The sequence below is a fragment of the Kribbella sp. NPDC051586 genome (assembly GCF_044453965.1).
Classification (GTDB): Bacteria; Actinomycetota; Actinomycetes; order Propionibacteriales; family Kribbellaceae; genus Kribbella.
The window spans coordinates 1,087,285-1,108,711 of sequence record NZ_JBITDF010000003.1; the positions used below are offsets into that span (position 1 = coordinate 1,087,285).

16 protein-coding genes, 1 tRNA gene and 1 pseudogene are annotated in these 21,427 nt (G+C 69.1%); 13 read left to right on the top strand and 5 right to left on the bottom strand.

Features of this window, described 5'->3' with window-relative positions; translation table 11 throughout:
• The first annotated feature begins 35 nt into the window (after window positions 1-35).
• The 4 genes from cmk (at window position 36) to ACIA58_RS23885 (ending at window position 2,940) form a co-directional block, all read left to right on the top strand.
• Window positions 36-710, top strand: a complete 675-nt coding sequence (gene cmk, locus ACIA58_RS23870) for a (d)CMP kinase (protein ID WP_396405958.1) — start codon at window positions 36-38, stop codon at window positions 708-710.
• Entirely contained in the window at window positions 707-1,435 is a 729-nt protein-coding gene (locus tag ACIA58_RS23875; RefSeq protein WP_396405959.1) for a lysophospholipid acyltransferase family protein, read from the top strand. Before cmk ends, ACIA58_RS23875 begins: the two co-directional genes overlap by 4 nt.
• Window positions 1,428-2,795: a ribosome biogenesis GTPase Der gene (gene der / locus ACIA58_RS23880; RefSeq protein WP_396405960.1), complete on the top strand. Its 1,368-nt coding sequence runs from the start codon at window positions 1,428-1,430 to the stop codon at window positions 2,793-2,795. Before ACIA58_RS23875 ends, der begins: the two co-directional genes overlap by 8 nt.
• 70 nt (window positions 2,796-2,865) lie before the next feature.
• Window positions 2,866-2,940 (top strand) — tRNA-Pro (locus tag ACIA58_RS23885).
• Window positions 2,941-3,804: 864 nt separating this feature from the next.
• On the opposite strand, the gene ACIA58_RS23890 is transcribed toward ACIA58_RS23885, so the two are convergent.
• The gene (locus ACIA58_RS23890) at window positions 3,805-5,976 is read right to left on the bottom strand and encodes an MMPL family transporter (protein WP_396405961.1); all 2,172 of its coding nucleotides are present in this window, start codon (window positions 5,974-5,976) and stop codon (window positions 3,805-3,807) included.
• Between the two features lie 78 nt (window positions 5,977-6,054).
• Window positions 6,055-6,603, bottom strand: coding sequence for a TetR/AcrR family transcriptional regulator (locus ACIA58_RS23895; protein WP_396405962.1), 549 nt, complete (start codon window positions 6,601-6,603; stop codon window positions 6,055-6,057).
• A 119-nt stretch (window positions 6,604-6,722) separates the two neighbouring features.
• On the opposite strand from ACIA58_RS23895, the gene ACIA58_RS23900 reads away from it, so the two are divergent.
• Entirely contained in the window at window positions 6,723-7,667 is a 945-nt protein-coding gene (locus ACIA58_RS23900; RefSeq protein ID WP_396405963.1) for a S1C family serine protease, read from the top strand.
• Here ACIA58_RS23900 and ACIA58_RS23905 read toward each other — a convergent pair.
• Both ACIA58_RS23905 and ACIA58_RS23910 read right to left on the bottom strand, forming a co-directional pair.
• Window positions 7,654-8,211: a GNAT family N-acetyltransferase gene (locus tag ACIA58_RS23905; protein WP_396405964.1), complete on the bottom strand. Its 558-nt coding sequence runs from the start codon at window positions 8,209-8,211 to the stop codon at window positions 7,654-7,656. The two genes, ACIA58_RS23900 and ACIA58_RS23905, sit on opposite strands and share 14 nt — an antisense overlap.
• Complete coding sequence (locus tag ACIA58_RS23910; RefSeq protein ID WP_396405965.1) at window positions 8,190-8,849, bottom strand: MBL fold metallo-hydrolase; 660 nt, start codon at window positions 8,847-8,849, stop codon at window positions 8,190-8,192. Before ACIA58_RS23910 ends, ACIA58_RS23905 begins: the two co-directional genes overlap by 22 nt.
• Before the next feature lie 174 nt (window positions 8,850-9,023).
• Between ACIA58_RS23910 and uvrA the strand changes: the two are divergent.
• The 8 genes and pseudogenes from uvrA to ACIA58_RS23950 all read left to right on the top strand — a co-directional run.
• Window positions 9,024-11,924 (top strand): annotated as a pseudogene (gene uvrA / locus ACIA58_RS23915) (excinuclease ABC subunit UvrA); the annotation flags it as partial.
• A 404-nt stretch (window positions 11,925-12,328) separates the two neighbouring features.
• Window positions 12,329-12,649 (top strand): hypothetical protein, encoded by a 321-nt coding sequence (locus tag ACIA58_RS23920; RefSeq protein ID WP_396405966.1) that lies wholly within the window; start codon window positions 12,329-12,331, stop codon window positions 12,647-12,649.
• 11 nt (window positions 12,650-12,660) lie between these two features.
• Window positions 12,661-12,966, top strand: coding sequence for a pore-forming ESAT-6 family protein (locus ACIA58_RS23925; protein WP_396405967.1), 306 nt, complete (start codon window positions 12,661-12,663; stop codon window positions 12,964-12,966).
• Between the two features lies 1 nt (window position 12,967).
• Complete coding sequence (locus ACIA58_RS23930; protein ID WP_396405968.1) at window positions 12,968-13,354, top strand: DUF6507 family protein; 387 nt, start codon at window positions 12,968-12,970, stop codon at window positions 13,352-13,354.
• Complete coding sequence (locus tag ACIA58_RS23935; RefSeq protein WP_396405969.1) at window positions 13,351-13,647, top strand: hypothetical protein; 297 nt, start codon at window positions 13,351-13,353, stop codon at window positions 13,645-13,647. The genes ACIA58_RS23930 and ACIA58_RS23935 overlap by 4 nt, the downstream gene beginning before the upstream one ends.
• A gap of 60 nt (window positions 13,648-13,707) precedes the next feature.
• Complete coding sequence (locus ACIA58_RS23940; protein WP_396405970.1) at window positions 13,708-19,740, top strand: ADP-ribosyltransferase; 6,033 nt, start codon at window positions 13,708-13,710, stop codon at window positions 19,738-19,740.
• Window positions 19,740-20,213 carry a hypothetical protein gene (locus ACIA58_RS23945; RefSeq protein ID WP_396405971.1) on the top strand — a complete coding sequence of 158 codons (474 nt, stop codon included), beginning with the start codon at window positions 19,740-19,742 and terminating at the stop codon, window positions 20,211-20,213. The genes ACIA58_RS23940 and ACIA58_RS23945 overlap by 1 nt, the downstream gene beginning before the upstream one ends.
• A complete protein-coding gene (locus ACIA58_RS23950; RefSeq protein WP_396405972.1) occupies window positions 20,213-20,503 on the top strand; it encodes a hypothetical protein in 291 nt (96 codons plus the stop codon). Before ACIA58_RS23945 ends, ACIA58_RS23950 begins: the two co-directional genes overlap by 1 nt.
• Window position 20,504: 1 nt before the next feature.
• Here ACIA58_RS23950 and ACIA58_RS23955 read toward each other — a convergent pair whose 3' ends face one another.
• The gene (locus ACIA58_RS23955; protein WP_396405973.1) at window positions 20,505-21,401 is read right to left on the bottom strand and encodes a hypothetical protein; all 897 of its coding nucleotides are present in this window, start codon (window positions 21,399-21,401) and stop codon (window positions 20,505-20,507) included.
• Between the last annotated feature and the right edge of the window lie 26 nt (window positions 21,402-21,427).

Sequence of the window (21,427 nt, forward strand, 5' to 3'; positions counted from 1 at the left end):
TAGTTCTGTCCCCCGTCGGCGGTAATCTTCGGGGCATGATCATCGCTGTGGACGGCCCGAGCGGCTCCGGTAAATCGAGCACCGCCCGCGGAGTGGCCACCCGGCTCGGACTGCGGTTCCTCGACACCGGGGCGACGTACCGGGCGGTGACCTGGTCGGCGGTCGAGCGCGGGCTGGATCTGGACGACATCGCGGCGGTGGCGCAGCGGGCCCGCGACCTGCGGCTGGAGATCAGCACCGACCCGGGCCACCAGTTCGTGATCGCCGACGGGACCGACGTCACGACCGCGATCCGGGAGCCGCGGATCAGCGAGGTGGTCTCGAAGATCGCGACCAACCTCGAGGTCCGCAAGGAGCTGATCCGGCGGCAGCGGGCCATCATCGACAACGCCCAGTCGAGCGGCGGGATCGTGGTCGAGGGCCGCGACATCGCCACCGTGGTCGCGACCGACGCCGAGCTCAAGGTGCTGCTGACCGCCGACCAGGAGGCCCGGATGGCGCGCCGCGGCGCGCAGGTCGGCTCCCTCACGGCGGAGCAGTTGCGCGACCAGATCGTCCGGCGCGACGCCGACGACTCGACCGTGTCGGAGTTCCAGGTCGCCTCGGACGGGGCGGTCACCATCGACTCGACGTACATGACCCTGGAGGAGGTCGTCGACGTGATCAGCCAGCTGGCCAAGGAGACTGTCCCTCAAGGCCGGGACGTATGACGGCTGAGGTCACCGGTCACAAGGATCTGCCGCGGACCGACGATCTCCCGGCACAGCCGTACCGTCTGGCGCTGCCGATGCGGAAGATCGCCAAGCCGTACTTCCTGCGCAAGTACAACCTGACCATCCATCACGAGGACCGGTTCCCGTTGACCGGCCCGCTGCTGATGGCGCCGAACCACCTGAGCCTGCTGGACGGTCCCTTGCTCGGGGCGGTCGCGCCGCGGATGCTGCACCAGCTCGGCAAGATCGAGGTGTTTGGCGGTCTCCAGGGCGCGTTCCTGCGCCGGATCGGGCAGATCCCGGTCGACCGGTCGTCGTACGACATGCTCGCGGTCCGGCGATCGATCCAGGTCCTGCGGGACGGCCGGGTGCTGAACATCTACCCCGAAGGCACCCGCGGGCCGGGCGATTTCAGCCGGATCCGCAGCGGCGTGGCGTACCTGGCGATGGTGACCGGGGCCCCGATCCTGCCGGTCGTGCTGATGGGGACCAGGCTGCCCGGGGGCGATATCGAGGGTTTCCCGCCCGCCGGGAGCCGCATCGACGTCGTGTATGGCGAGCCGTTCGCCGTCGACCGCGTACCCTTTCCTAGGAGACATTCCGACGTACAGGCGGTTGCCGACCACATCGGCGACGTGCTGCGCGCCCATGTGAAGGCGGCCGTCGACGAAACCGGCCACCCTCTTCCGGGCTGGCGAGACGAGAAGGACCCTCATGACTGACCTGCCCACCGAAGTACCGACGCACGACCGGGAGGACACCGGGCCGCTGCCCGTGCTCGCGATCGTCGGCCGGCCGAACGTGGGCAAGTCCACGCTGGTCAACCGCATCATCGGCCGCCGCGAGGCGGTCGTCGAGGACACCCCGGGCGTGACCCGCGACCGCGTGTCGTACGACGCCAACTGGGCCGGCCGTGAGTTCACGGTCGTCGACACCGGCGGCTGGGACCCGGACGCGGTCGGCATGGCCGCCCTGGTCGCGGCCCAGGCCGAGGTCGCGATCAACGCGGCCGACGCGGTGCTGTTCGTGGTCGACGCTGTGGTCGGGATCACCGACGCCGACGAGGCTGTGGTCCGCGTACTGCGGAAGTCCGGCAAGCCGGTCGTGCTCGCGGCGAACAAGGTCGACGACCAGCGCATCGAGTCCGAAGCGATGAACCTGTGGAGCCTCGGCATCGGCGAGCCGTTCCCGGTGTCCGCGATGCACGGCCGCGGCACGGGCGACATGCTGGACGCCGTACTCGCGGCTCTGCCCGAGGCGCCGCCCGAGCGCGACGGCGAGCTCGGCGGCCCGCGGCGGGTCGCGATCGTCGGCAAGCCGAACGTGGGCAAGTCCTCCCTGCTGAACAAGGTCGCCAAGGAGGACCGGGTCGTCGTCAGCGACGTCGCTGGGACGACCGTCGACCCGGTCGACGAGCTGATCACGCTGGGCGGCAAGGAGTGGCGGTTCATCGACACCGCCGGCATCCGGCGCAAGGTGAAGAACTCCCAGGGCCACGAGTACTACGCCTCGCTGCGGACCAACGCCGCGATCGAGCGCGCCGAGGTGGTCGTGGTCGTCATCGACGCGTCGCAGTCGATCACCGAGCAGGACCTGCGGATCATGAACGCGGTCGAGGAAGCCGGCAAGGCGCTGGTGATCGCGTACAACAAGTGGGACCTGATGGACGAGGAGCGGCGCTACTACCTGGAGCGCGAGATCGACCGCGACCTGGTGCAGTTCCGCTGGGCGCCCCGGGTGAACATCAGCGCCCTCACCGGCTGGCACATGGAGAAGCTGGTGCCCGCGATCGAGGCAGCCCTCGACGGCTGGCAGACCCGCGTCCCGACCGGCCAGCTGAACGCGTTCCTCGGCCGCATGGTCGCCGCCCACCCGCACCCGGTCCGCTCCGGCAAGCAGCCGAAGATCCTCTTCGGCACCCAGGCCACCACCATGCCCCCCACCTTCGCCATCTTCACCTCCGGCCAGATCGAAGCCTCCTACCAACGCTTCATCGAACGCCGCCTCCGCGAAGACTTCGGCTTCATCGGCAGCCCCGTTCACGTCCAGATCCGGGCCCGCCAGAAGAACAAGAAACGCTGAGACAACCCGGTAAGAACCACCCCCAGTGATGAGGTATGGTTTACCCCGGCTCGCTCTTCGGAGCGGGTGCCGGGCTGTAGCGTAGTTTGGTTAACGCGCCGGTCTGGGGGACCGGAGAGCCCGAGTTCAAATCTCGGCAGCCCGACCTCAAAGCGGGGCACCGATTCTGTCGGTGCCCCGCTTTACGTTTGTCTTCATGGCGGCGACGAGAGATCGACGAACCTGGAACGACGACCAGCTGCGGCAGGCGGTTGAGAGCAACCCGTCCTGGCGCGCTGTCGCTCGCGCTTTGAGACTGAAGTCGACCTCTGCGGGCGTGATCCGGACGGTGAAGCGGCACGCCTCCCGGCTGGATCTGGACACGTCGCATTTCACCGGGCAGCGTCGCTGGTCCGATCAGCGGCTGCGGGAAGCCGTGGCGGGGGCGAGCTGCTGGGCGGAGGTGATCGCCGATCTCGGCATCGTCGACAACGGAGCCGAACGCGTCCGGATCAAAGGTCACGCCGTCAGACTTGGCCTGGACTGCAGCCACCTGAAGTCGCCGCATGCCCTGACGACACCGGTCGAGGCGTTCGACGAGCCGGTCCGGCCTGAGATGCTCCGGTATTCGGCGGCAGCGTTGGCGATGGCCTGGTTCGCCTTGCGTGGATGCGCGGTGGCGTTGCCGATCGAACCCCAGGAGTACGACCTGCTCGTGACGACATCGAAGGGTGTTCAGCGCGTGCAGGTGAAGTCCTGTGTATCCCGGAACGCACGGGGTTACTGGCATGTCGGCATCGGTCGGCGTCCGTATGTGCTCGACAAATCCGCCGGCAAGGTGCCCTACGACCCTGAGTCGATCGACCTGTTCTTCATAGTCCTCGGTGACGGCAGCATCTACGTCATTCCCAGCTCCGTCTTGGCCGGCCGAGTGGCCATCTCGGCGGAGAGTTATACGCCGTACCGCGTGGGTGATGCGTCGAGCTTGCTGCGGAGCGGGGCGTCGGCTGGCGATGCCCCGGGCGGTGTGTCAGTGCACGTCCGCGAGTTCCTTGGGGTTTGTGGGTTCGACCCGGAGGGTTTCGCCTTCGATGTCTACGTGCGGGGTGATGCGGTCCAGCCACTTGGGGAACCACCAGGCTCGGTCGCCCAGGAGGCTGAGGATGGCGGGGACGAGGGTCATGCGGACGACGAAGGCATCGATGAGGACGCCGATGGTGAGGCCGAAGCCGATGGCCTTGATGATGGGGTCCTCGACCAGGATGAAGCCGGCGAAGACGGACGCCATGATGAGGGCGGCGGCGGTGACGACGCGGGCGCCGTGGCCGAGGCCCTGGATGGTGGCGTCATTCGCGTGCCGGCCATGGACGAACTCCTCCCGGACGCGGGACACGATGAACACCTCGTAGTCCATCGCGAGCCCGAACAGGATGCCCATCATGATGATCGGCAGGAAGCTCACCAGCGGACCGGGGGAGTCGATCCCGACCAGCTTCGCCAGGTGCCCCTGCTGGAAGACCGCGACGGTGATCCCGAACGTCGCACCAATCGTCAGTACGAACCCGAGTGTCGCCTTCAACGGCACCAGCACCGACCGGAACGCCAGCAGCAACAGCAGGAACGACAACCCGATCACCACGAACAGGTACGTCGGCAACGCGTCGGACAGCTTGTTCGACACGTCGACCCCGACCGCGGTGTTGCCGGTCACGGAGATACTCGCGTCGCCGGTGGCGAAGGGCTTCACCGCGGAGCGCAGGTTCTTGACCAGGTCAGCGGTCTCCTCGCTGGCCGGTCCGCTCTTGGGGATCACCTGCAGCAACCGCGTCGTACCGTCCTGACTTGCCGCGGCCGGTTGCGCAGCGACCACGTCGGGAAGGCCCTGTGCCTTGCCCAGCACCTGCTGCGCGACCGCGTTCGAGGTCGCCGGGTCGTTGCTCTGCACAACGACCACCAGCGGACCGTTCGCACCTGGTCCGAACGCGGCGGCGGTCATGTCGTACGCGACCCGCTGGTTGGTGCCGGCGGCCGCCGACGCGCCGTCCGGCAGCGCGAGCTGCATGTCCTTGACCGGGATCGCCAGGAACCCGAGCCCGATGATGCCGACAGCAACGATCGGCACCCGCAGCCGCGTCACCAACCGGCCCCAGCGGAAGCCGAACCCCTCCTTGTGCACAGCCGCGGTCGGTGCCTTCCGCAACTTCCGTGGCAGCACCCGGTTCCCGACGAAGCCGAGCAACGCGGGCAGCAGCGTCAACGCGACCAGTACGGCCGTCAGCACCGTCGCCGCAGCGGCGAGACCCATCGCGGTCAGGAACGGCACTCCGACCACCGACAACCCGGCCAACGCGATCACCACGGTCGCACCGGCGAACAACACCGCCGACCCGGCCGTCGCTGTTGCACGCGCGACGGACTCCTCCGGATCCATCCCTTCACCCAGCTGCGACCTGTGGCGCGAGCTGATGAACAACGAGTAGTCGATCCCCACCGCGAGCCCCAGCATCAACGCGAGGATCGGCGCCGTCGACGAGACATCGGTGAACGCGGTCACGATGAACAGGCCGGCCATCCCGGCGAGTACGCCGAGCAGCGCCGTCACCAGCGTCATACCCGCGGCAACCAGCGACCCGAACGTGACGACCAGTACGACGGCCGCCACCGCGACGCCGATCACCTCGGTCGCGCCGATCTCCGGGATCCCGGCCTTGATCTGCCCGCCCGGGACCACCTGCAGATCGCCCGAGCTCAGACCACTCAGGCCGTCGTAGGAATCGACGCTCGCGTGCGACAGTTCGTCCGCGGGCTTGTCGAACTGGACACTGATCAACCCCGTCCTGCCGTCCGGGCTGATCGCCTTGCTGGTGAAGGGATCGATCGCCCCGATCACCTCGGGCACCTTCGTGACCTTGGCGACCGTCGCGCCGACCGCGGCCTTCACCGTCGGGTCGGTGAGCGTCTTGCCGTCAGGCGCCTTCACGACGACCGTGGCGGACGCGCCGCTCGCGGCCGGCAGCTCCTGCTTCAGTGCGTCGAGCGCGCGCTGCGACTCGGTGCCCGGGATCGAGAACGTGTTCGCGGTCTTGCCGCCCAATGTCAGCGCGCCGACGCCCAGCAGGACGAGGAACAGCGCCCACAGCGCGGCGACGAGACGCCTGCGCTGGTACGAGAACCGGCCGAGCCGGTACAGCAGATTGGCCATCGGGAAGTGCATCCGTTCGGGTCGGTACGGCGTACGGGCAGAGGTGATCGTCCGCGGGTGGCGGAGGGCGGTCGGTTCTCAGGCGCGGCGGAGCAGTCTCCGCAGGGCGATGTCGCAGAGTCTTCGGAGGTCGTCGTCGGTGCGCTCGTCGGAGTGCCGGCACTCGCCGAGCAGGCCGTTGATGGCGAACTTCGCCAGGTCGTGCTCGAGCGGGTCGTCCGAGCCGGCCATGTACTCGGTCAGGCGCATGCCGTCGGCGACCAGCTTCGCGACCTCGGGCATCTGCTCGATCACCGGGAGAATGTCCTGCAGTACGTCGACCACGCCGCGGTGCACGACGGCGAGATCGATGAACCGCTGGATCGCGAGCTCCTGCGCGTCGGACCGGGGCAGCTCGGCCGCGGCCTTCACCAGCTCGGCGACGTCGGCGGCGGCGGGCTCGAGGACGGCCGCGAGCACGGCCGGCTTGCCGCTGAAGTGGTACAGCACCGTCGCCTTGGAGCAGCCGGCCGCGGTCGCGATGTCCTGCAGCGACGTCGCGTTGTAGCCGCCGGCCTGGAACAGGCCCATCGCCTGCCGGACGATCTCGCGCCTGGTCCGCTCCCGGGCGGGGGTGGTGACTGCCATGTCAGCATCCTCGCTGACCGATCGGCCAGTTTTCAACCGATCGGTCAGGATTGTGGCCGGGTTCACGCCGTGGCTCCTGCTTGGTTGGCGGTGTAATTTTGTAATTCAGGAGGCATGAGATGGCTGACGAGCTTGCCGGGGACGACGTCCTGGATGCCTACTCCCGAGTGGTCTCGGGGGTGGCCGAACACCTCATCCCGCGGGTCGCCAGCCTGCGGATCCACAGCCGGCGAGGCGACTCGTCCGGGTCGGCCGTGGTGCTGACCGGCGACGGTCACCTGCTCACCAACGCACACGTGGTCGGCGACGGCACGGCGGCGTCCGCCGAGTTCGCGGACGGTACGACGGCGCAGGCGCGCGTGGTCGGGGTCGACCGGCTGTCCGATCTCGCCGTACTGCGGGCCGACCGGGAGATTCCGGATCCGCCCGAGTACGGCGACGCCGACCACCTGAAGGTCGGGAACCTGGTGGTTGCGGTAGGCAACCCACTCGGCCTGGCCGGGAGCGTGACCGCCGGGGTGGTGAGCGCGCTCGGCCGGTCGTTGCCGGTGAGCAGCGGCTCGGCTCAGCGGATCATCGAGGATGTCATCCAGACGGACGCCGCGCTGAACCCGGGCAACTCCGGCGGCGCGCTGGCCGACGGCAACGGCCGGGTGATCGGCATCAACACCGCCGTCGCCGGGATCGGGCTCGGCCTGGCCGTCCCGGTCAACCCGACCACGCGCCGGATCATCTACTCGCTGCTGCACGACGGCCGGGTACGCCGGGCGTACCTCGGCCTCGTCACCAAACCAGCACCGCTTCGGCCGTCACTGGCGGAGCGTTTCGACCAACGGACGGCGCTGCGCGTCGTGGAGGTGATTCAGGCGAGTCCGGCCGCCGCCGCGGGCCTCCGTCAAGGAGACCTGGTCCTCGCTGTGAACGGCGTACCGCTGCGGGACGCCCAGTCGCTGCAGCGGCAGTTGTTCGAGGAGGCGATCGCCCGCCGGACAGAAATCACCGCGATCCGCAACGACGCCCTCGTCGACGTCATCGCCTACCCGGCCGAGCTCACCGATCGTTGAGGCCGGCCCGGAGCAGAACGCAGGTGCCGGGCTCGAGTGGGGCGCGCGGGAAGGTGAAGTCCCGCGTGACCTCGGTGAAGCCGAACTGCTGGTTGAGGTCGAGGATCGCGCTGTTCGCCTGGTTGGCGAAGTAGTAGACGGCGTCGGCGCGCTCCGCGGTCCAGCGGATCCGATCGCGGGTGAGGAGCTCGCCGATGCCGTGCCGGCGCCAGTCGGGGGAGACGATCAAGCCGATCAAGTAGTACCCCGACGGAGCCGTCTTCGGCGGGTCGTCGGGGGAGAGCTCGTGGCGGATCACCCCGCCGTACCCGACCACTTCGTCGTCGACGACCGCGACGGCGATGTACCGCTCCGGGTTGGCAAGGTCGGCCACCAGCCGCTCCCGCCGCTCGGCCGCGGACCCGCCGGTCCGCGACACGATCAGCTCGGCGCACGCGTCCAGGTCACGCAGTACTCCTGGACGCACCTGTACGTCGGCGGACTGCCGGCCGACGCCAGGCTGGTACTCCGCGAACCCGCCCGTCACCAGCCGCGCTCGCGCCACTCGGCGACGTGCGGGCGCTCGGTGCCGAGGGTCGTGTCGGAGCCGTGACCGGGGTACACCCACGTCTCGTCGGGGAACTCGTTGAACAACTTGGTCTCGACGTCGTCGATCAGCGACGTGAACCGCGCCGCGTCACCCTGGGTGTTCCCGACGCCGCCTGGGAACAGCGAGTCGCCGGTGAACAAGTGCGGGGCGCCGTCGGGGTCGTCGTACACCAAGGCGATCGAGCCTGGCGTGTGGCCGACGAGGTGGATCACGCGCAGGCTGCAGTCGCCCACCGCGATGTGGTCGCCGTCGTCGACGAGCTGATCGGTCGGGACCGGAATGCCCTCGGCGTCGTGGCGCCCGGCGACGGTGGTTGCGCCTGTGCGGGCGACCACCTCGGCCAGCGCCTCCCAGTGGTCCTGGTGGCGGTGCGTGGTGACGACTCGCGCGAGGCCGCCTTCGCCGATCAGCCGGAGCAGCGTGTCCGCGTCGTTCGCGGCGTCGATCAGGACCTGCTCGTCGGTCTGCCGGCAGCGCAGCAGGTAGGCGTTGTTGTCCATCGGCCCGACGGCGACCTTGGTGATCATCAACCGGGCCAGCTCGTGGGTCTGAGCCGGTCCGCCGACCTTGACGTTCCCGTGGTACTCCGGCATGCGCCTTCTCCCTGGATGTCGGTACTCCTGTGCGACACCGCCGATCCTCGCACCTCCGGCGGCCCGCGGCACGTCCGGGCCCGGCTTGCGCCGACCACCGTCCGCGGTCGAATATACTTTCGAAGCGCCCGCCGGATCCGGCGGCGGAAGTTTTTGTCGGTGGGCCTCGTTAGCATGACCGGGGCATGTCGAAGTACGTCCCGGATACCCTCGAGAACGGCTGAGAGTGAGCTTGTGTCTGACCGTCTGATCGTGCGCGGAGCGCGTGAGCACAACCTGAAGGACGTCTCGGTCGACTTGCCGCGGGACGCCATGATCGTCTTCACCGGGCTGTCCGGGTCCGGCAAGTCCAGCCTGGCCTTCGACACCATCTTCGCCGAGGGCCAGCGGCGCTACGTCGAGTCCCTCTCGGCGTATGCGCGTCAGTTCCTCGGCCAGATGGACAAGCCGGACGTCGACTTCATCGAAGGCCTGTCGCCGGCCGTCTCGATCGACCAGAAGTCCACCTCGCGCAACCCGCGGTCGACCGTCGGCACGATCACCGAGGTCTACGACTACCTCCGGCTGCTGTTCGCCCGGGCCGGGCGGCCGCACTGCCCCGAGTGCGGCGAGCCGATCGCGCGCCAGACGCCGCAGCAGATCGTCGACCGGGTGCTCGAGCTCGAGGAAGGCACCCGGTTCCAGGTGCTCGCCCCGGTCGTCCGCGGCCGCAAGGGGGAGTATGTCGATCTCTTCCGGCAGCTGACCGGTCAGGGCTTCTCGCGGGCGCGCGTCGACGGCGAGACGATCCAGCTCACCGACCCGCCGAAGCTCGACAAGCAGAAGAAGCACAGCATCGACGTGGTCGTCGACCGGCTCGCGGTCAAGGGTTCGGCCAAGCAGCGGCTCACCGACTCGGTCGAGACCGCGCTCAGTCTGGCCAGCGGGCTGGTCGTGCTGGACTTCGTCGACCTGCCGGACAACGACCCGCACCGGGAGCGCCGCTTCTCCGAGAAGCTCGCCTGCCCGAACGATCATCCGCTCGCCATCGACGAGCTCGAGCCGCGGTCGTTCTCGTTCAACTCGCCGTACGGCGCCTGCCCGGTCTGCACGGGGCTGGGCACGCGGATGGAGGTCGACCCCGAGCTGCTCGTGCCGGATCCGTCCAAGTCGCTGGACGAGGGCGCGATCCAGCCGTGGTCCGGACAGAACGTCTCGCAGTACTTCGAGCGGCTGCTCGACGCGCTGGCGAAGGACCTGAAGTTCAAGACCAGCACGCCGTTCGGCGAGCTGCCGGCGAAGGCGAAGAAGGCGCTGCTCACCGGCCACGACAAGCAGGTCCACGTCTCGTACCAGAACCGCTACGGCCGCGAGCGGTCGTACTACACCAGCTTCGAAGGCGTGATCCCGTACGTCGAGCGCCGGCACACGGAGGCGTCCAGCGACACCGGCCGGGAGCGCTTCGAGGAGTACATGCGCGAGGTGCCGTGCCTGGCCTGCAACGGCGCGCGGCTGAAGCCGATCTCGCTGGCGGTCACCCTCGGCGGGAAGAACATCGCCGAGATCAGCGCGATGTCGATCGACGAGGTCCACGACTTCCTCGTGCGGATGGAGCTGAGCCCGCGGGAGAAGCAGATCGCCGAGCGGGTGGTGAAGGAGATCGGCGAGCGGCTGCGGTTCCTGCTCGACGTCGGTCTGGACTACCTCGCGTTGAGCCGGCCGGCGGGCTCGCTGTCCGGTGGGGAGGCGCAGCGGATCCGGCTGGCGACGCAGATCGGCTCGGGTCTGGTCGGCGTGCTGTATGTCCTCGACGAGCCGTCGATCGGTCTGCACCAGCGCGACAACCGGCGGCTGATCGAGACCCTCGTCCGGCTGAAGGAGCTGGGCAACACGCTGATCGTCGTCGAGCACGACGAGGACACCATCGACCACGCCGACTGGGTCGTCGACATCGGCCCGGGCGCCGGTGAGCACGGTGGCCAGGTCGTCGTCTCCGGCACGGTCGAGGACCTGCGCAACCACCCGGACTCGATCACCGGTCAGTACGTGTCCGGTCGCCGGGAGATCCCGATCCCCCCTGTCCGGCGGCCGTTGACCGAGGGCCGCGAGCTCACGGTGTACGGCGCCCGGCAGAACAACCTGCAGGACATCGACGTCACCATCCCGCTCGGGGTGTTCGTCGCGGTGACGGGTGTGTCCGGCTCGGGCAAGTCGACGCTGGTCAACGACATTCTCTACACGTCGCTGGCGCGGCAGATCTACGGTGCGCGGGCGGTGCCCGGCCGGCACACGAAGATCTCCGGGATGGAGCTCGTCGACAAGGTCATCCACGTCGACCAGTCGCCGATCGGCCGTACGCCGCGATCCAACCCGGCGACGTACACCGGGGTATGGGACCACATCCGCAAGCTGTTCGCGGAGACGCCGGAGGCGAAGGTCCGCGGGTACCAGCAGGGTCGCTTCTCGTTCAACGTCAAGGGCGGCCGGTGCGAGGCCTGCTCGGGTGACGGCACGCTGAAGATCGAGATGAACTTCCTGCCGGACGTGTACGTGCCGTGCGAGGTGTGCCATGGCGCGCGGTACAACCGCGAGACGCTCGAGGTGCACTACAAGTCCAAGACGGTCGCGGATGTGCTGGACATGCCGATCGAGGAGGCGTCGGAGTTCTTCGCCGCGATCCCGGCGATCTCGCGACACCTGAAGACGCTCGTCGAGGTCGGCCTCGGGTACGTGCGGCTCGGTCAGCCGGCGCCGACACTGTCCGGCGGTGAGGCGCAGCGGGTGAAGCTGGCGTCCGAGCTGCAGCGACGGTCGACCGGCCGGACGGTGTACGTGCTCGACGAGCCGACGACCGGTCTGCACTTCGAGGACATCCGCAAGCTGCTCGGCGTGCTGAGCGGCCTGGTCGACAAGGGCAACTCGGTGCTGGTGATCGAGCACAACCTCGACGTCATCAAGACCGCCGACTGGCTCATCGACCTCGGCCCCGACGGCGGCCGCCGAGGCGGCACGCTGGTCGCGGAAGGTACCCCGGAGGAGGTCGCAGCGAACCCGGCGTCGTACACCGGCCAGTTCCTCGCCGAGATCCTCGAGGGCCGCGCCGCGAAGCCGAGTGCACGGAAGCAGGCTGCGGCTCAGCCCGCCCTGCCTGCCAAGAAGTCCGCCGCGAAGAAGACCGCGGCCAAGAAGTCGACCGCCAAGGCAACGACCGCCAAGGCAACGACTTCCAAGGCAACGACTGCCAAGGCGACGGCGGCGAAGAAGACGGCCAAGAAGGTGGCGCCTGCGAAGAAGGCAACGACCAGGAAGCGCGTCGCCGGCTGACAGCCCTTCCGCCCAGCCTTTCTTGCAGCCCCGGACCGATTCGGTCCGGGGCTGCGGCATGTCTGCCCCGACGCTTCGACGCAATCCGAAGTGATGGCTGGTGGCCCTGAGCCGACGGTACCCATGTGCCGCGGGCTTCCAAGGGTGAAGGAGACATTGTGGGACAGCGTTGGGACATGGGTCAGGAAACCCTGAACCAGTTGACCAAGAAGACCTCGACCGGGACCCAGGATCTCGGCGGCCTGGTGAAACAACTCGTCGCCGCCGCGCAGCCGCTCGAAGGCAAGATGAACGGCGCTGGAAAGCAGGCCTTCGACGCGTTCAAGTCGAACGTCGACAACATCACCGCGGCCCTGAACGCCGGCATGGGCCGGATCGCCGAGGGCCAGTCCGGCATGGACACGGCATTCCACACCGGCGACACCGAGATGGCCGACACCGCCCGCAAGAACGACGGCGGCGCGGACTTCGACGGCGCCAAATTCGGCAAGCGCTGAGAGGACAGACGATGGCGAACCGCAACAGCTACGACACCGCCGCCTCCGGCGAGGTCCAGGCCACGATCAAGCGCCTCTCCGGCCAGATCGAGGCCCTGATCGCCGCCCACCGCAAGAACGTCCAGGCCGCTCTGGCCGACGCCTCTGCCACCGGCGTCACCGATTCGTACCGCGCGGTCGAGGACCGCTTCAACAAGGCCGCCGACTCGACGCTCGGCATCATCGGGACCCTGCGCGAAACCATGCAGGCCAACGACAACACGGCCCGGGCGACCCTGAAGAAGGCCCAGTCGGCCGTCGACAACATCGGCGGCTGACATGGACTGGGACATCGACCCGCGGGGCGTCGCCAGTGTGCTGAAGAAGACCGAGGCGGCGGCGAAGCCGCTTGATGCGCTGACGAAGAAATATGGGACCTGCCTGAACGACCTGATGCAGGGGCTGAACCCGTCGGCGCCGGAGCTCGGATCGGTCCAGCTGGTCGCCGCTTCGCTCAGCGAGTTCGCGGTGCACTGGCAACCGAGCCTCGAATCGTCGGTGCAGCAGCTCGGCGCGTCGCTGATGGGTGCGTACAACGCCACGACGGCGTACCTGAACGGCCAGGAGGAGATGGCGGCGAACGCGCAGCGCGCGGCGGCGAACGGACAGATTCCGCCGCCGCCGGGATCGGCGAGGCGCAACCACGGAGGAGTCAGAGCCGAATGAGCAGACCGGACTCTCGGGTCGAGCAGGTCGACGATCAGGCTGGGTCCGTGGCCGATGCTGCCGCCGCCCGCGTGCGCCTGGCCGAATGGCTCAGCGCGGAGGATCCGGAGTACCCGGTGGCGGCCGACGACATCACGGACTGGTCGGTCGAGCGGGAAGCGGAGTTCCTGGTGTTCGTCCCGCCCGGCTATGCCAACCAGGTCTTCCTGGTCGCCGACCACGGCATCAGTTGGTACGCACCCAGCCAGAAGCGTTTCGAGGACGCAGTGGCTGCCGCTCGCGCGCAGCGCTGACCCACCACTCCCGGCGCAGGCGCAGAATCTCGTCGCCGTCTCGATCAAGGAACTACTTGCATGATCCAACCCGAAGGCATCCCGGTCGACGCCGTCTTCAGCCTGGCGGCGGCGATCGAGCAGAATCTCGGACCGCTGGACGGGCTCGGTCCGAAGTTCACCCACGTGGGTGTCCACATCAACACCGAGTTCCGGCGCCTGAACGGCTGCTACCAGGCGCCGGAGCGCGAGCAGTTGGTGCACTCGACGCAGCGGATCCAGGACAGCCTGGGCGAGTTCGGACCGAAGCTCCCACAGGTATCGCATGTCCTGGCCGGGTTGGCGAGCGACCTGCGAGGCTTCGCGGTCCAGCTCAGGGACCTCCGCACCCGCGCGTACGCCTGGCAGGACGCGAAGAACCGGAACCCCGACTGGCAGAACGACCAGTGGATGATCGACGAGAACAACGCGCTGATCGGCACGGTCTCGATGATCCTCACCGGGAGTGCCGGCGGTGGGACCTACAAGGGCTTCCGCGCGCCTCACGGCGGCGCGATGAACATCCCAGAGGCCGCGCTGAACGCCGCGAACGAGATCGCCAAGTTGTACGGCGGTCGCCGCTGGCAGGCGAACGGCCAGCACGAGGGCGACAAGCCGCTGCCTGCGCCGCCACCTCCGACGGAGGAACAGCGGCAGAAGCTGATCGACGACGCGCTGCACGGCAGGTTCCCACCCCCACCGCCGCCGGCGCCCTGGGGCGCTCCCGAGGAGCGGGATTACCCGTGGTACCAGGATGTCGGCAACTTCTTCGGGGGTGCGCTCGAGGGCATTGCGCTCGGGATCACCGAAACCGTCGGGGGACTTCTGACGCTGGTTCCGGTCCTCCCTGCTTTGCAGAAGATTCCGGCGGTCCGGGATTTTGCGAAGGACACCTTCGGCTGGGACATGCCGACGTTCGACGACTCCCGCAAGGGCTGGGTCGGCGTCGCGAAGCTCGGTGCTGCCGTGATCGCGGCGCCGGTCCTGGTGGACTGGTGGCTCTTCGACAAGGTGACCGGGCAGGACACCCGGCCGGACTGGGTGAAGAAACTCGGCGAGACCGGTGTTCAGGCGGCGAAAGGCTTCGTTGCCTGGGGCGAGTGGGGCGACAATCCAGGAAAAGCGTTCGGGACAGTGCTGACGAACGTGGTGACCACGGTCGCGAGCGGTGGTGCCATCGGCGAGGCCAAGGCGGCTTCCATGGCAGCCAAGTTCGGCAAGGCCGCGCCGGTGGTCGAGAAGGGCATCAGCGCGGTCAACTACCTGCGCAACACGCGGGCCGCCATGCACGACGCGACGCTCGGGCTCGCGATGAAGATCCCGAAGGTGGGTTCGGTGATCGAGGGATTGTCGAAGATCCCGATCGTCGGACACACCTTCCAGATGCAGCACGTGCCGAAGGTCGAGGTGCCGACGGCCCACGGGATCGAAGGCGGAGCGTCACACCCCGGGCTGGAGCTGCCCAACGCGCACTCCTCGGTCCCTGGCACCCACACGCGGCCCGTCGATCCGGTCGTTCCCAGCGAACTGACGACTCCTCGGACCCCGATCTCCCACAGCGAGCCAGGTTCGTCCCCGGGCCGAAGGACAACCACGCCCGGCTCGACGCCGCCCGGCTCCCATCCGGAGCCCGTCGTACCACCAACCACCCCGATCAGCCGCACAGACCCGGGCACTACCTCACCAGCCGGCCGCACCGACCCCGGCTCGACGCCGGGTGGTCGCACGGAACCCGGCACCACGACCCCGGCTGGTCGCACCGAGCCCGGTACGTCGACCCCGGCTGGTCGGACCGAGCCGGGTACGACGACCCCGAGTGGCCGGACCGAGCCCGGTACGACGACGCCGGCTGGTCGCACCGAGCCCGGTACGTCGACCCCGGCTGGTCGGACCGAGCCGGGTACGACGACGCCGGGCAGTCGCACGGAGCCGGGTAGCACCACTCCGGGCGCCCGGACGGAGCCTGGGCGGACGGCGGATCCGGGGGCGAGCAAGCCGGATGCGCACTCGGCGGGGAGCGACGACCCAGCACACGGCTCGCGGACAGAGTCGGGGGCAGGCCGTTCGGAGCAGCACGACCCAGGACGCGACGGCTCGGCAGGCCCGTCCCGGACCGAGGCGAGGACAGGCGATCCGCAAGCGACAGGCACTCCGGGCCGGCACGAGCCGGGATCGCCGCACACCGAGAACTCGACATCGGACCCGTCGCACGCGAGGAGTTCGACGTCAGACCCGTCGCAGACGGAGACCAGGCCGGCCTCGCACGCAGAGTCGAAGCGGGAGCCGGCGCAGACCGAGCACGGTAAGGCGGAGCCGGCTCAGACCGGGCGGGGCAAGCCGGAGGCGACATCGGCCGAGGCGACCAAGCCGGAGCCGGCGGGCACCGAGAGCACGCCATCCGCGGAGGGCGGTCCGGCACAGGCCAACGGGGCGGGTGCTGCGGGCCGTGCGGGGGATCCCGTCGTACCGCCGCCCGTTGTCGCACCGCCGGTCGGGCTAGCGCATCCCGACGTACCCTCGAGTCCCACGTCTCACCCCGGCGCCTCTCGCGGTCGCATCGCCGACTCCCTGGACGGGCGGCGTCCGACGATCCCGGAGCGGCTCGAAGGGGAACCCGTTCCGCCGGTCCCGAGGCAGTCGATCCCGGACCGCCTGGCCGGCAAGGAGCAGTCGATCCCCGAGCGCCTGGAAGGCGTACGACCGGCACACGCCCGTACGCCAGAACCACGCGACGTCGGCGCCCGACCCGCCGCCTCGTCACGCCCGGATCGCAGTATGCCGGAACCTCGTCGTACTGGCGGTGAGGATCCCCGCGACCCCCGCACCGCCAGTCCGGACAACGGGACGGAACGACCTCACACCTCAGGTGATGCGCCGCGCGACCCACGCGAGTCCCGCGCGGGAGACTCACGTGACGGGGCCGAACGCCCCCACGACGGTGGCGGAGACGACCCTCGTCGACCCCGCGAGCAGACGTCCGGCGACAACGACCGCAGTACGAACGAACCTGCCGACCGTGGACGCCGCGACGACGCCCACGACCGTGCGCCTGCGGACGGTCACGACCGTGCGCCTGCGGACCGTCACGACCGCAGGTCTGAGGAGGGACATGACCGCGTCCCCGAGGACGCGCACGACCGCGACCCTCGCGACACGGGTGCGGGGGGCGACGCGGACAGGCAGCGGAGCGAGCACTCGCACCATGACCAGCCGAATGTAGAACCACACGGGCGCCGGGACGGCGACCAGCCGCACAGCCAGCCGCACAGCCAGCCGCACGGCCAACCGCACGGCGAAGTGCAGGCTGAGCCGGGGGTTGCGGGGCATTCGGGGGGTGGAGAGAAGTTTGATCGGGGGAACGACCCGCGGTACGACCGGCCGGCCGAACGGCAGCGGGAGATTGATCGGACCGTGCCCGACCACCGCAGGGGTGGTGAGGGTAAGGATCCGAGTGCGGTGGATCCGGGGGAGTACACGGATCACGACCGCACCGGTCGTGGGCAGGACGAGTTGGCCGAGGGGGTCGGCGGCCGGGTGGAGGCAGCTCCGCGGGAACGCTCGATCCATGCCCTGAAGCGGCTGTTCCGGTGGGCCCACAAGGTGAACCTGTTCGACGGCAGCCGCGCGGTCCGGACGAACTGCGCGGAGGTCACGCGGCGGTTCTGCGACATCCTCAACGGCGATGCCCCTCGGGTTGCCAAGGGCAACCGGTTCGGGAAGGGCGAGCTGCACGAGGTGACGCTCGAGCACATGGGCCTGTCCGGGTTCCCGCCGGAGAACACATTCGCTCGTCCGCCCGGCCACGACGGGGACTTCGGAGTCGATCAGCAGGCCTTCCAGCAGGTTCGGGACCGGTTGCGGGGTCGGCCGCCGGGCACGCACGCGAACATCGGCGTGCGCTTCAAGACTGGCGGGCACCGGTTCGCCGCGTTCGTCGACCTGGACGGCTCGGTGAAGTGGTTCGACGGTCAGCTGTCCGAGGCCGCGCGGAAGCTCAAGGACGGAAGTCCCGAGCAGCTGGCCGCGATCAGGCGGGATCTGGTCAAGGACGGCGACAAGCTGCCCCTACCGGCGAACATCGAGCGACTGGAGTTCGCCGTTCGCGAGCCCGGCGGTCGCTGGGAAGGTCCCCGGAGGCCCGCGGACCATCCCTCGGCGGCGGAGCTGCGGCATCGCTGGGACGAAGCCGAGCTGAAGCCGAGCGAGCCCGTCGACCTGGATGCACTGCCACCCAACGCCACGATGACGGTACCGGAGTGGATGGCGTGGCGAGCCGAACACAACTCTCACCCCGCACCGGTGAACCCGCATCAGGGCACCGCACCACATGGTCGTACGCCGACCGAGCCGGTCGACCCGCGCACCCCCCAGCGCCAGACCGGCCATGCGGGTGGCGAGCCCGGCGGATCTGGCGAGCCTGGCGGATCCGGTACGCCGTCGCGGATCCGCGACGCACTCGACGGACCGCCCGCCCCGTCAGCCGCACGTCACGAGCACGTTCCTCCGGCGGCAGATCACCCGTCGGTATCCGAGGTGCTGGAGCCGAACCGACCCCATTCGCCGACCCACGATCGCCCAGCCCCGCAGGCCGGCGGGGAAAGCCAGGCGACCTCGCACGCCGGCAACGCCGAGCACGGAGCCCCGCAAGCCCGACACCGCGACCGGCAACCAGCGGACCGCGACACGGCGGGCTCGGAGCATCACGGGACGGGTTCGCACCCTGACGCGGGAGACGACATCTTCGCGCGGAAGATGCGGGGCGAGGACGTGCCGGACACGTCGTCGCCGTACGAGCATCTCGGGGACGACGGTCCGTTGCCGCATCCGGACAGTCACCGGCCGCACGACCCGGCATGGGATCGACTCAGTTCCCAGGAGCGGTTCGACCGGGCCGGCGCCGAGCTGAGTGGTGAGGCCCGAAGGCTCGACGAGAACGCGGCCAAGGACTGGGGCGAGCGGCACTATGGCGACTACAAGGAGAGCCTCAGCCCGCGACAGCACGAGGTCGTCAACAGGTACACGCAGGGCGGGAAGCGCGTACCCGGCTCGTACACACAGCTGAACGAACATCTGCGGGGCATCGAGCGCCGGCCCGAGCTGGATCCGCTCGTATCCGAGTTCGACGAGATCCTCGCCGGCCATCGTGTCCCGGAGACGGTGATCGTCAGCCGCGTCACCGGCATCGAGCATTTCGACCGGCTGAGCGAGCTCGAGGGCACGATCTACCGCGACCCGTCGTACCTGTCGACCTCGGTGGGCGCTCCGGTTTCGTCCAGCCTGCCGGGGGTCATGCACCTGAAGGTCCCGGAGGGTACGCCGGGGTTGTACACCGGAAGGCATTCGGCTCACGGCGACGGCGAACGCGAGCTCGTGCTCGGACGCGAGCTGCCGATCCGCATCCACCGCGTGGTACCTCACAACGGCAAGGTGCACGTCTTCGGTGAGGTGCTGCTGGAGCCCGAGCACCTCGGAGCGCACGGCGTGGACCCGGTCGACCTCGAGACCCTCCCACCGCCCGACCCCACCCAGCGCGTTCCGCACCACAGCTCGCACGGTGGTGCGCAGGACTGGCGCCCTGGCGACGCGGAGTACGGTGTGAGCAGGAATCAGGGTTTCGACCCTGCGTTCCACCACAAGGCGCTCGGGCACGAGTTCGCTCCGGGAGTGCATGATCCGGAGGGCGTGCTCATCTACCATGAGCCCGAGATCGCCGAGCGGCTCGCCCAGGAAGGCTGGCGGGTGGACGCCCGGCCGGAGGACGTGAGCGTGCAGTCCACCAAGAACCCGGATGCGATGGTCCGCAAGGATCCGTCCGACGCGGGCAGCATCACCGAGTTCAAGACCTTGGTGAGCGATTCGCAGGCCGCGGCGAAGCGCCACATCAACCATGCGAGCGGCCAGGTGCCGCGCGCTGACGGTGAGGTCGTGCTCGACGGTCGCGGAGTCGGCCTCAGCGAGGCCGACGCACGCCGGGCGTACGCCGCGGCGGTGGCCCAGCCTGGGTCGCGAGTGGCCCCGACGGTGCGCGTGATCCTCGGAGACGGGCGGATCGTGACGTTTGTGAAGGAGCAGTGATGTCCGCGCGGGAGAACATCTTTCTGTGGTCGGGGTCGGCGGTCGCCGACGAGGCGAAGGCGCTGCGGGAGCTGCTGGATCTGGAGCCGATCCCGAACAATTCCGGCGCCGAGCCGGACGAGTACGGCTTGCGGGGCCCGGCCCGGACCGTGGACGGCGTGCTGGGTTACCTGGTCCAGCCGAACCGCCACGTCGAGCCGGATCCGAGGCCGGAGGACGCGCAGGCGATCGACGGCTATCCGGTCGAGATCGACATCTGGCTCGGCAGATCCGGCCAGGCCCAGCCGGACGAAGCCCGGTTGGTGTTCGATCGTCTCGTCGAGGGTCGCCCGGACATTCCGATGCTGCTGTGCCACGATCTGGACCAGTTGGTCGCCGCCTACCGCCCGGGGCAGCCTGTTCACGAGTTCCCTGCCGGTACGACGATGGATGCGCCGGACGCCGACGTGTGGCGCGACTGGGTGGTGAACTGATGTCCAGCAGCAACTACGGGACGCAGGTCATCGAGTCGGTGGCAGTGCGGCGGAGGCGGTTGCGCGAGGCGTGGCTGTTCGGGGCGGAGCGGCGCAAGAGCACGCTCAAGGAGCAGACCGGCAAGGTCTTCGCGAGCGTGATGATCGGTGTGGTCGCGTGTGCGGGCTGTGCGGGCGTCTCCTACTTCAGGTCCTCGTCGGCGAAGGAGCATCAGAACAACCAGCAGCCGCCCGCGAGTCCCGTCAGCCCGTCGCCGCAACGCCAAGTGAGCCCGTCACCGCACAAGTAGGTCAACGACGGAACACTTGCTGCCACAGATGGCGCAGCCAGGTGCGACGCGGTGAGGGCAGCAGCGTCGCCGGCAGTACGACGGCCGGCGGCGTCGCGAGCGTGACGGGGATGTGGACCATCCGGTCGCCCTGCAGCCAGTAGAGGTCCGGGCTGCACTGATCCGCCGCGCCCCGGTACGTCTCCGCGACGTACTCCGCCAACCGGTCCGCGGCCTCCTGCCCGGCATCGGCATCGCAGAACGCCACCTGGCTCAATCTGGGTACGCCGACCAGCACACCCAGCCCGATCGAGGCCTGGGGCAACAACCTGTCGCGGTCGACGATCGCCATCGACACCAGCGGGTCGTCGTCGCGGCCGAGGACCGAGAACCCGTCGTGCTCGACCGGTCGCAGGTCGCCGATCTGCTCGAGCGTCAACTGCACCGGCGACGGCACGTCGGGATCGCCGAGGCCGAGCATGGAACGCCGTACGACGGTCAACCGACGGTAGTCGTTACCGGTGCCGATGAACACGACGACCTCGAAGTGGTCGCCGAACGGGATCAGCGCGTCGGCGACCGGACCGGCCGTCCGCGCGGACCAGCCGCGTTGCAGCAGCATTGCGCGCTGCCGGCCGGCGACGTCACCGAAGCGGTGTTCCTCGGTGGCGAGCTCGCCTTCGGCGACAACGGCCCGCAGCCAGGCCTCGATCTGGTCGGCCCACAGCTGTTGTGGTAGCTGAAGGCAACGATCGACGATCTCGCCGAGGCCGACGACGGCCGACATCTGCAGCGCACCGCGGCCCCAACCGACCTCGACGGTGCGATCGTCGGTGTCGACGACGCATCCCGGCATCCACATCGGGGCCAGATCCGCAATCGCTTTCAGAACCGTCGAATCGTTCGTCGTACCAGTCATCTCCACCCTTTCCCACCACTAAAGTG

Bases quoted from the DNA above. Each gene is read 5' to 3' on its own strand.
- cmk (WP_396405958.1), top strand. From the start codon at position 36: ATGATCATCGCTGTGGACGGCCCGAGCGGCTCCGGTAAATCGAGCACC.
- ACIA58_RS23875 (WP_396405959.1), top strand. From the start codon at position 707: ATGACGGCTGAGGTCACCGGTCACAAGGATCTGCCGCGGACCGACGAT.
- der (WP_396405960.1), top strand. From the start codon at position 1,428: ATGACTGACCTGCCCACCGAAGTACCGACGCACGACCGGGAGGACACC.
- ACIA58_RS23890 (WP_396405961.1), bottom strand. From the start codon at position 5,976: ATGGCCAATCTGCTGTACCGGCTCGGCCGGTTCTCGTACCAGCGCAGG.
- ACIA58_RS23895 (WP_396405962.1), bottom strand. From the start codon at position 6,603: ATGGCAGTCACCACCCCCGCCCGGGAGCGGACCAGGCGCGAGATCGTC.
- ACIA58_RS23900 (WP_396405963.1), top strand. From the start codon at position 6,723: ATGGCTGACGAGCTTGCCGGGGACGACGTCCTGGATGCCTACTCCCGA.
- ACIA58_RS23910 (WP_396405965.1), bottom strand. From the start codon at position 8,849: ATGCCGGAGTACCACGGGAACGTCAAGGTCGGCGGACCGGCTCAGACC.
- ACIA58_RS23920 (WP_396405966.1), top strand. From the start codon at position 12,329: ATGGGTCAGGAAACCCTGAACCAGTTGACCAAGAAGACCTCGACCGGG.
- ACIA58_RS23925 (WP_396405967.1), top strand. From the start codon at position 12,661: ATGGCGAACCGCAACAGCTACGACACCGCCGCCTCCGGCGAGGTCCAG.
- ACIA58_RS23930 (WP_396405968.1), top strand. From the start codon at position 12,968: ATGGACTGGGACATCGACCCGCGGGGCGTCGCCAGTGTGCTGAAGAAG.
- ACIA58_RS23935 (WP_396405969.1), top strand. From the start codon at position 13,351: ATGAGCAGACCGGACTCTCGGGTCGAGCAGGTCGACGATCAGGCTGGG.
- ACIA58_RS23940 (WP_396405970.1), top strand. From the start codon at position 13,708: ATGATCCAACCCGAAGGCATCCCGGTCGACGCCGTCTTCAGCCTGGCG.
- ACIA58_RS23945 (WP_396405971.1), top strand. From the start codon at position 19,740: ATGTCCGCGCGGGAGAACATCTTTCTGTGGTCGGGGTCGGCGGTCGCC.
- ACIA58_RS23950 (WP_396405972.1), top strand. From the start codon at position 20,213: ATGTCCAGCAGCAACTACGGGACGCAGGTCATCGAGTCGGTGGCAGTG.
- ACIA58_RS23955 (WP_396405973.1), bottom strand. From the start codon at position 21,401: ATGACTGGTACGACGAACGATTCGACGGTTCTGAAAGCGATTGCGGAT.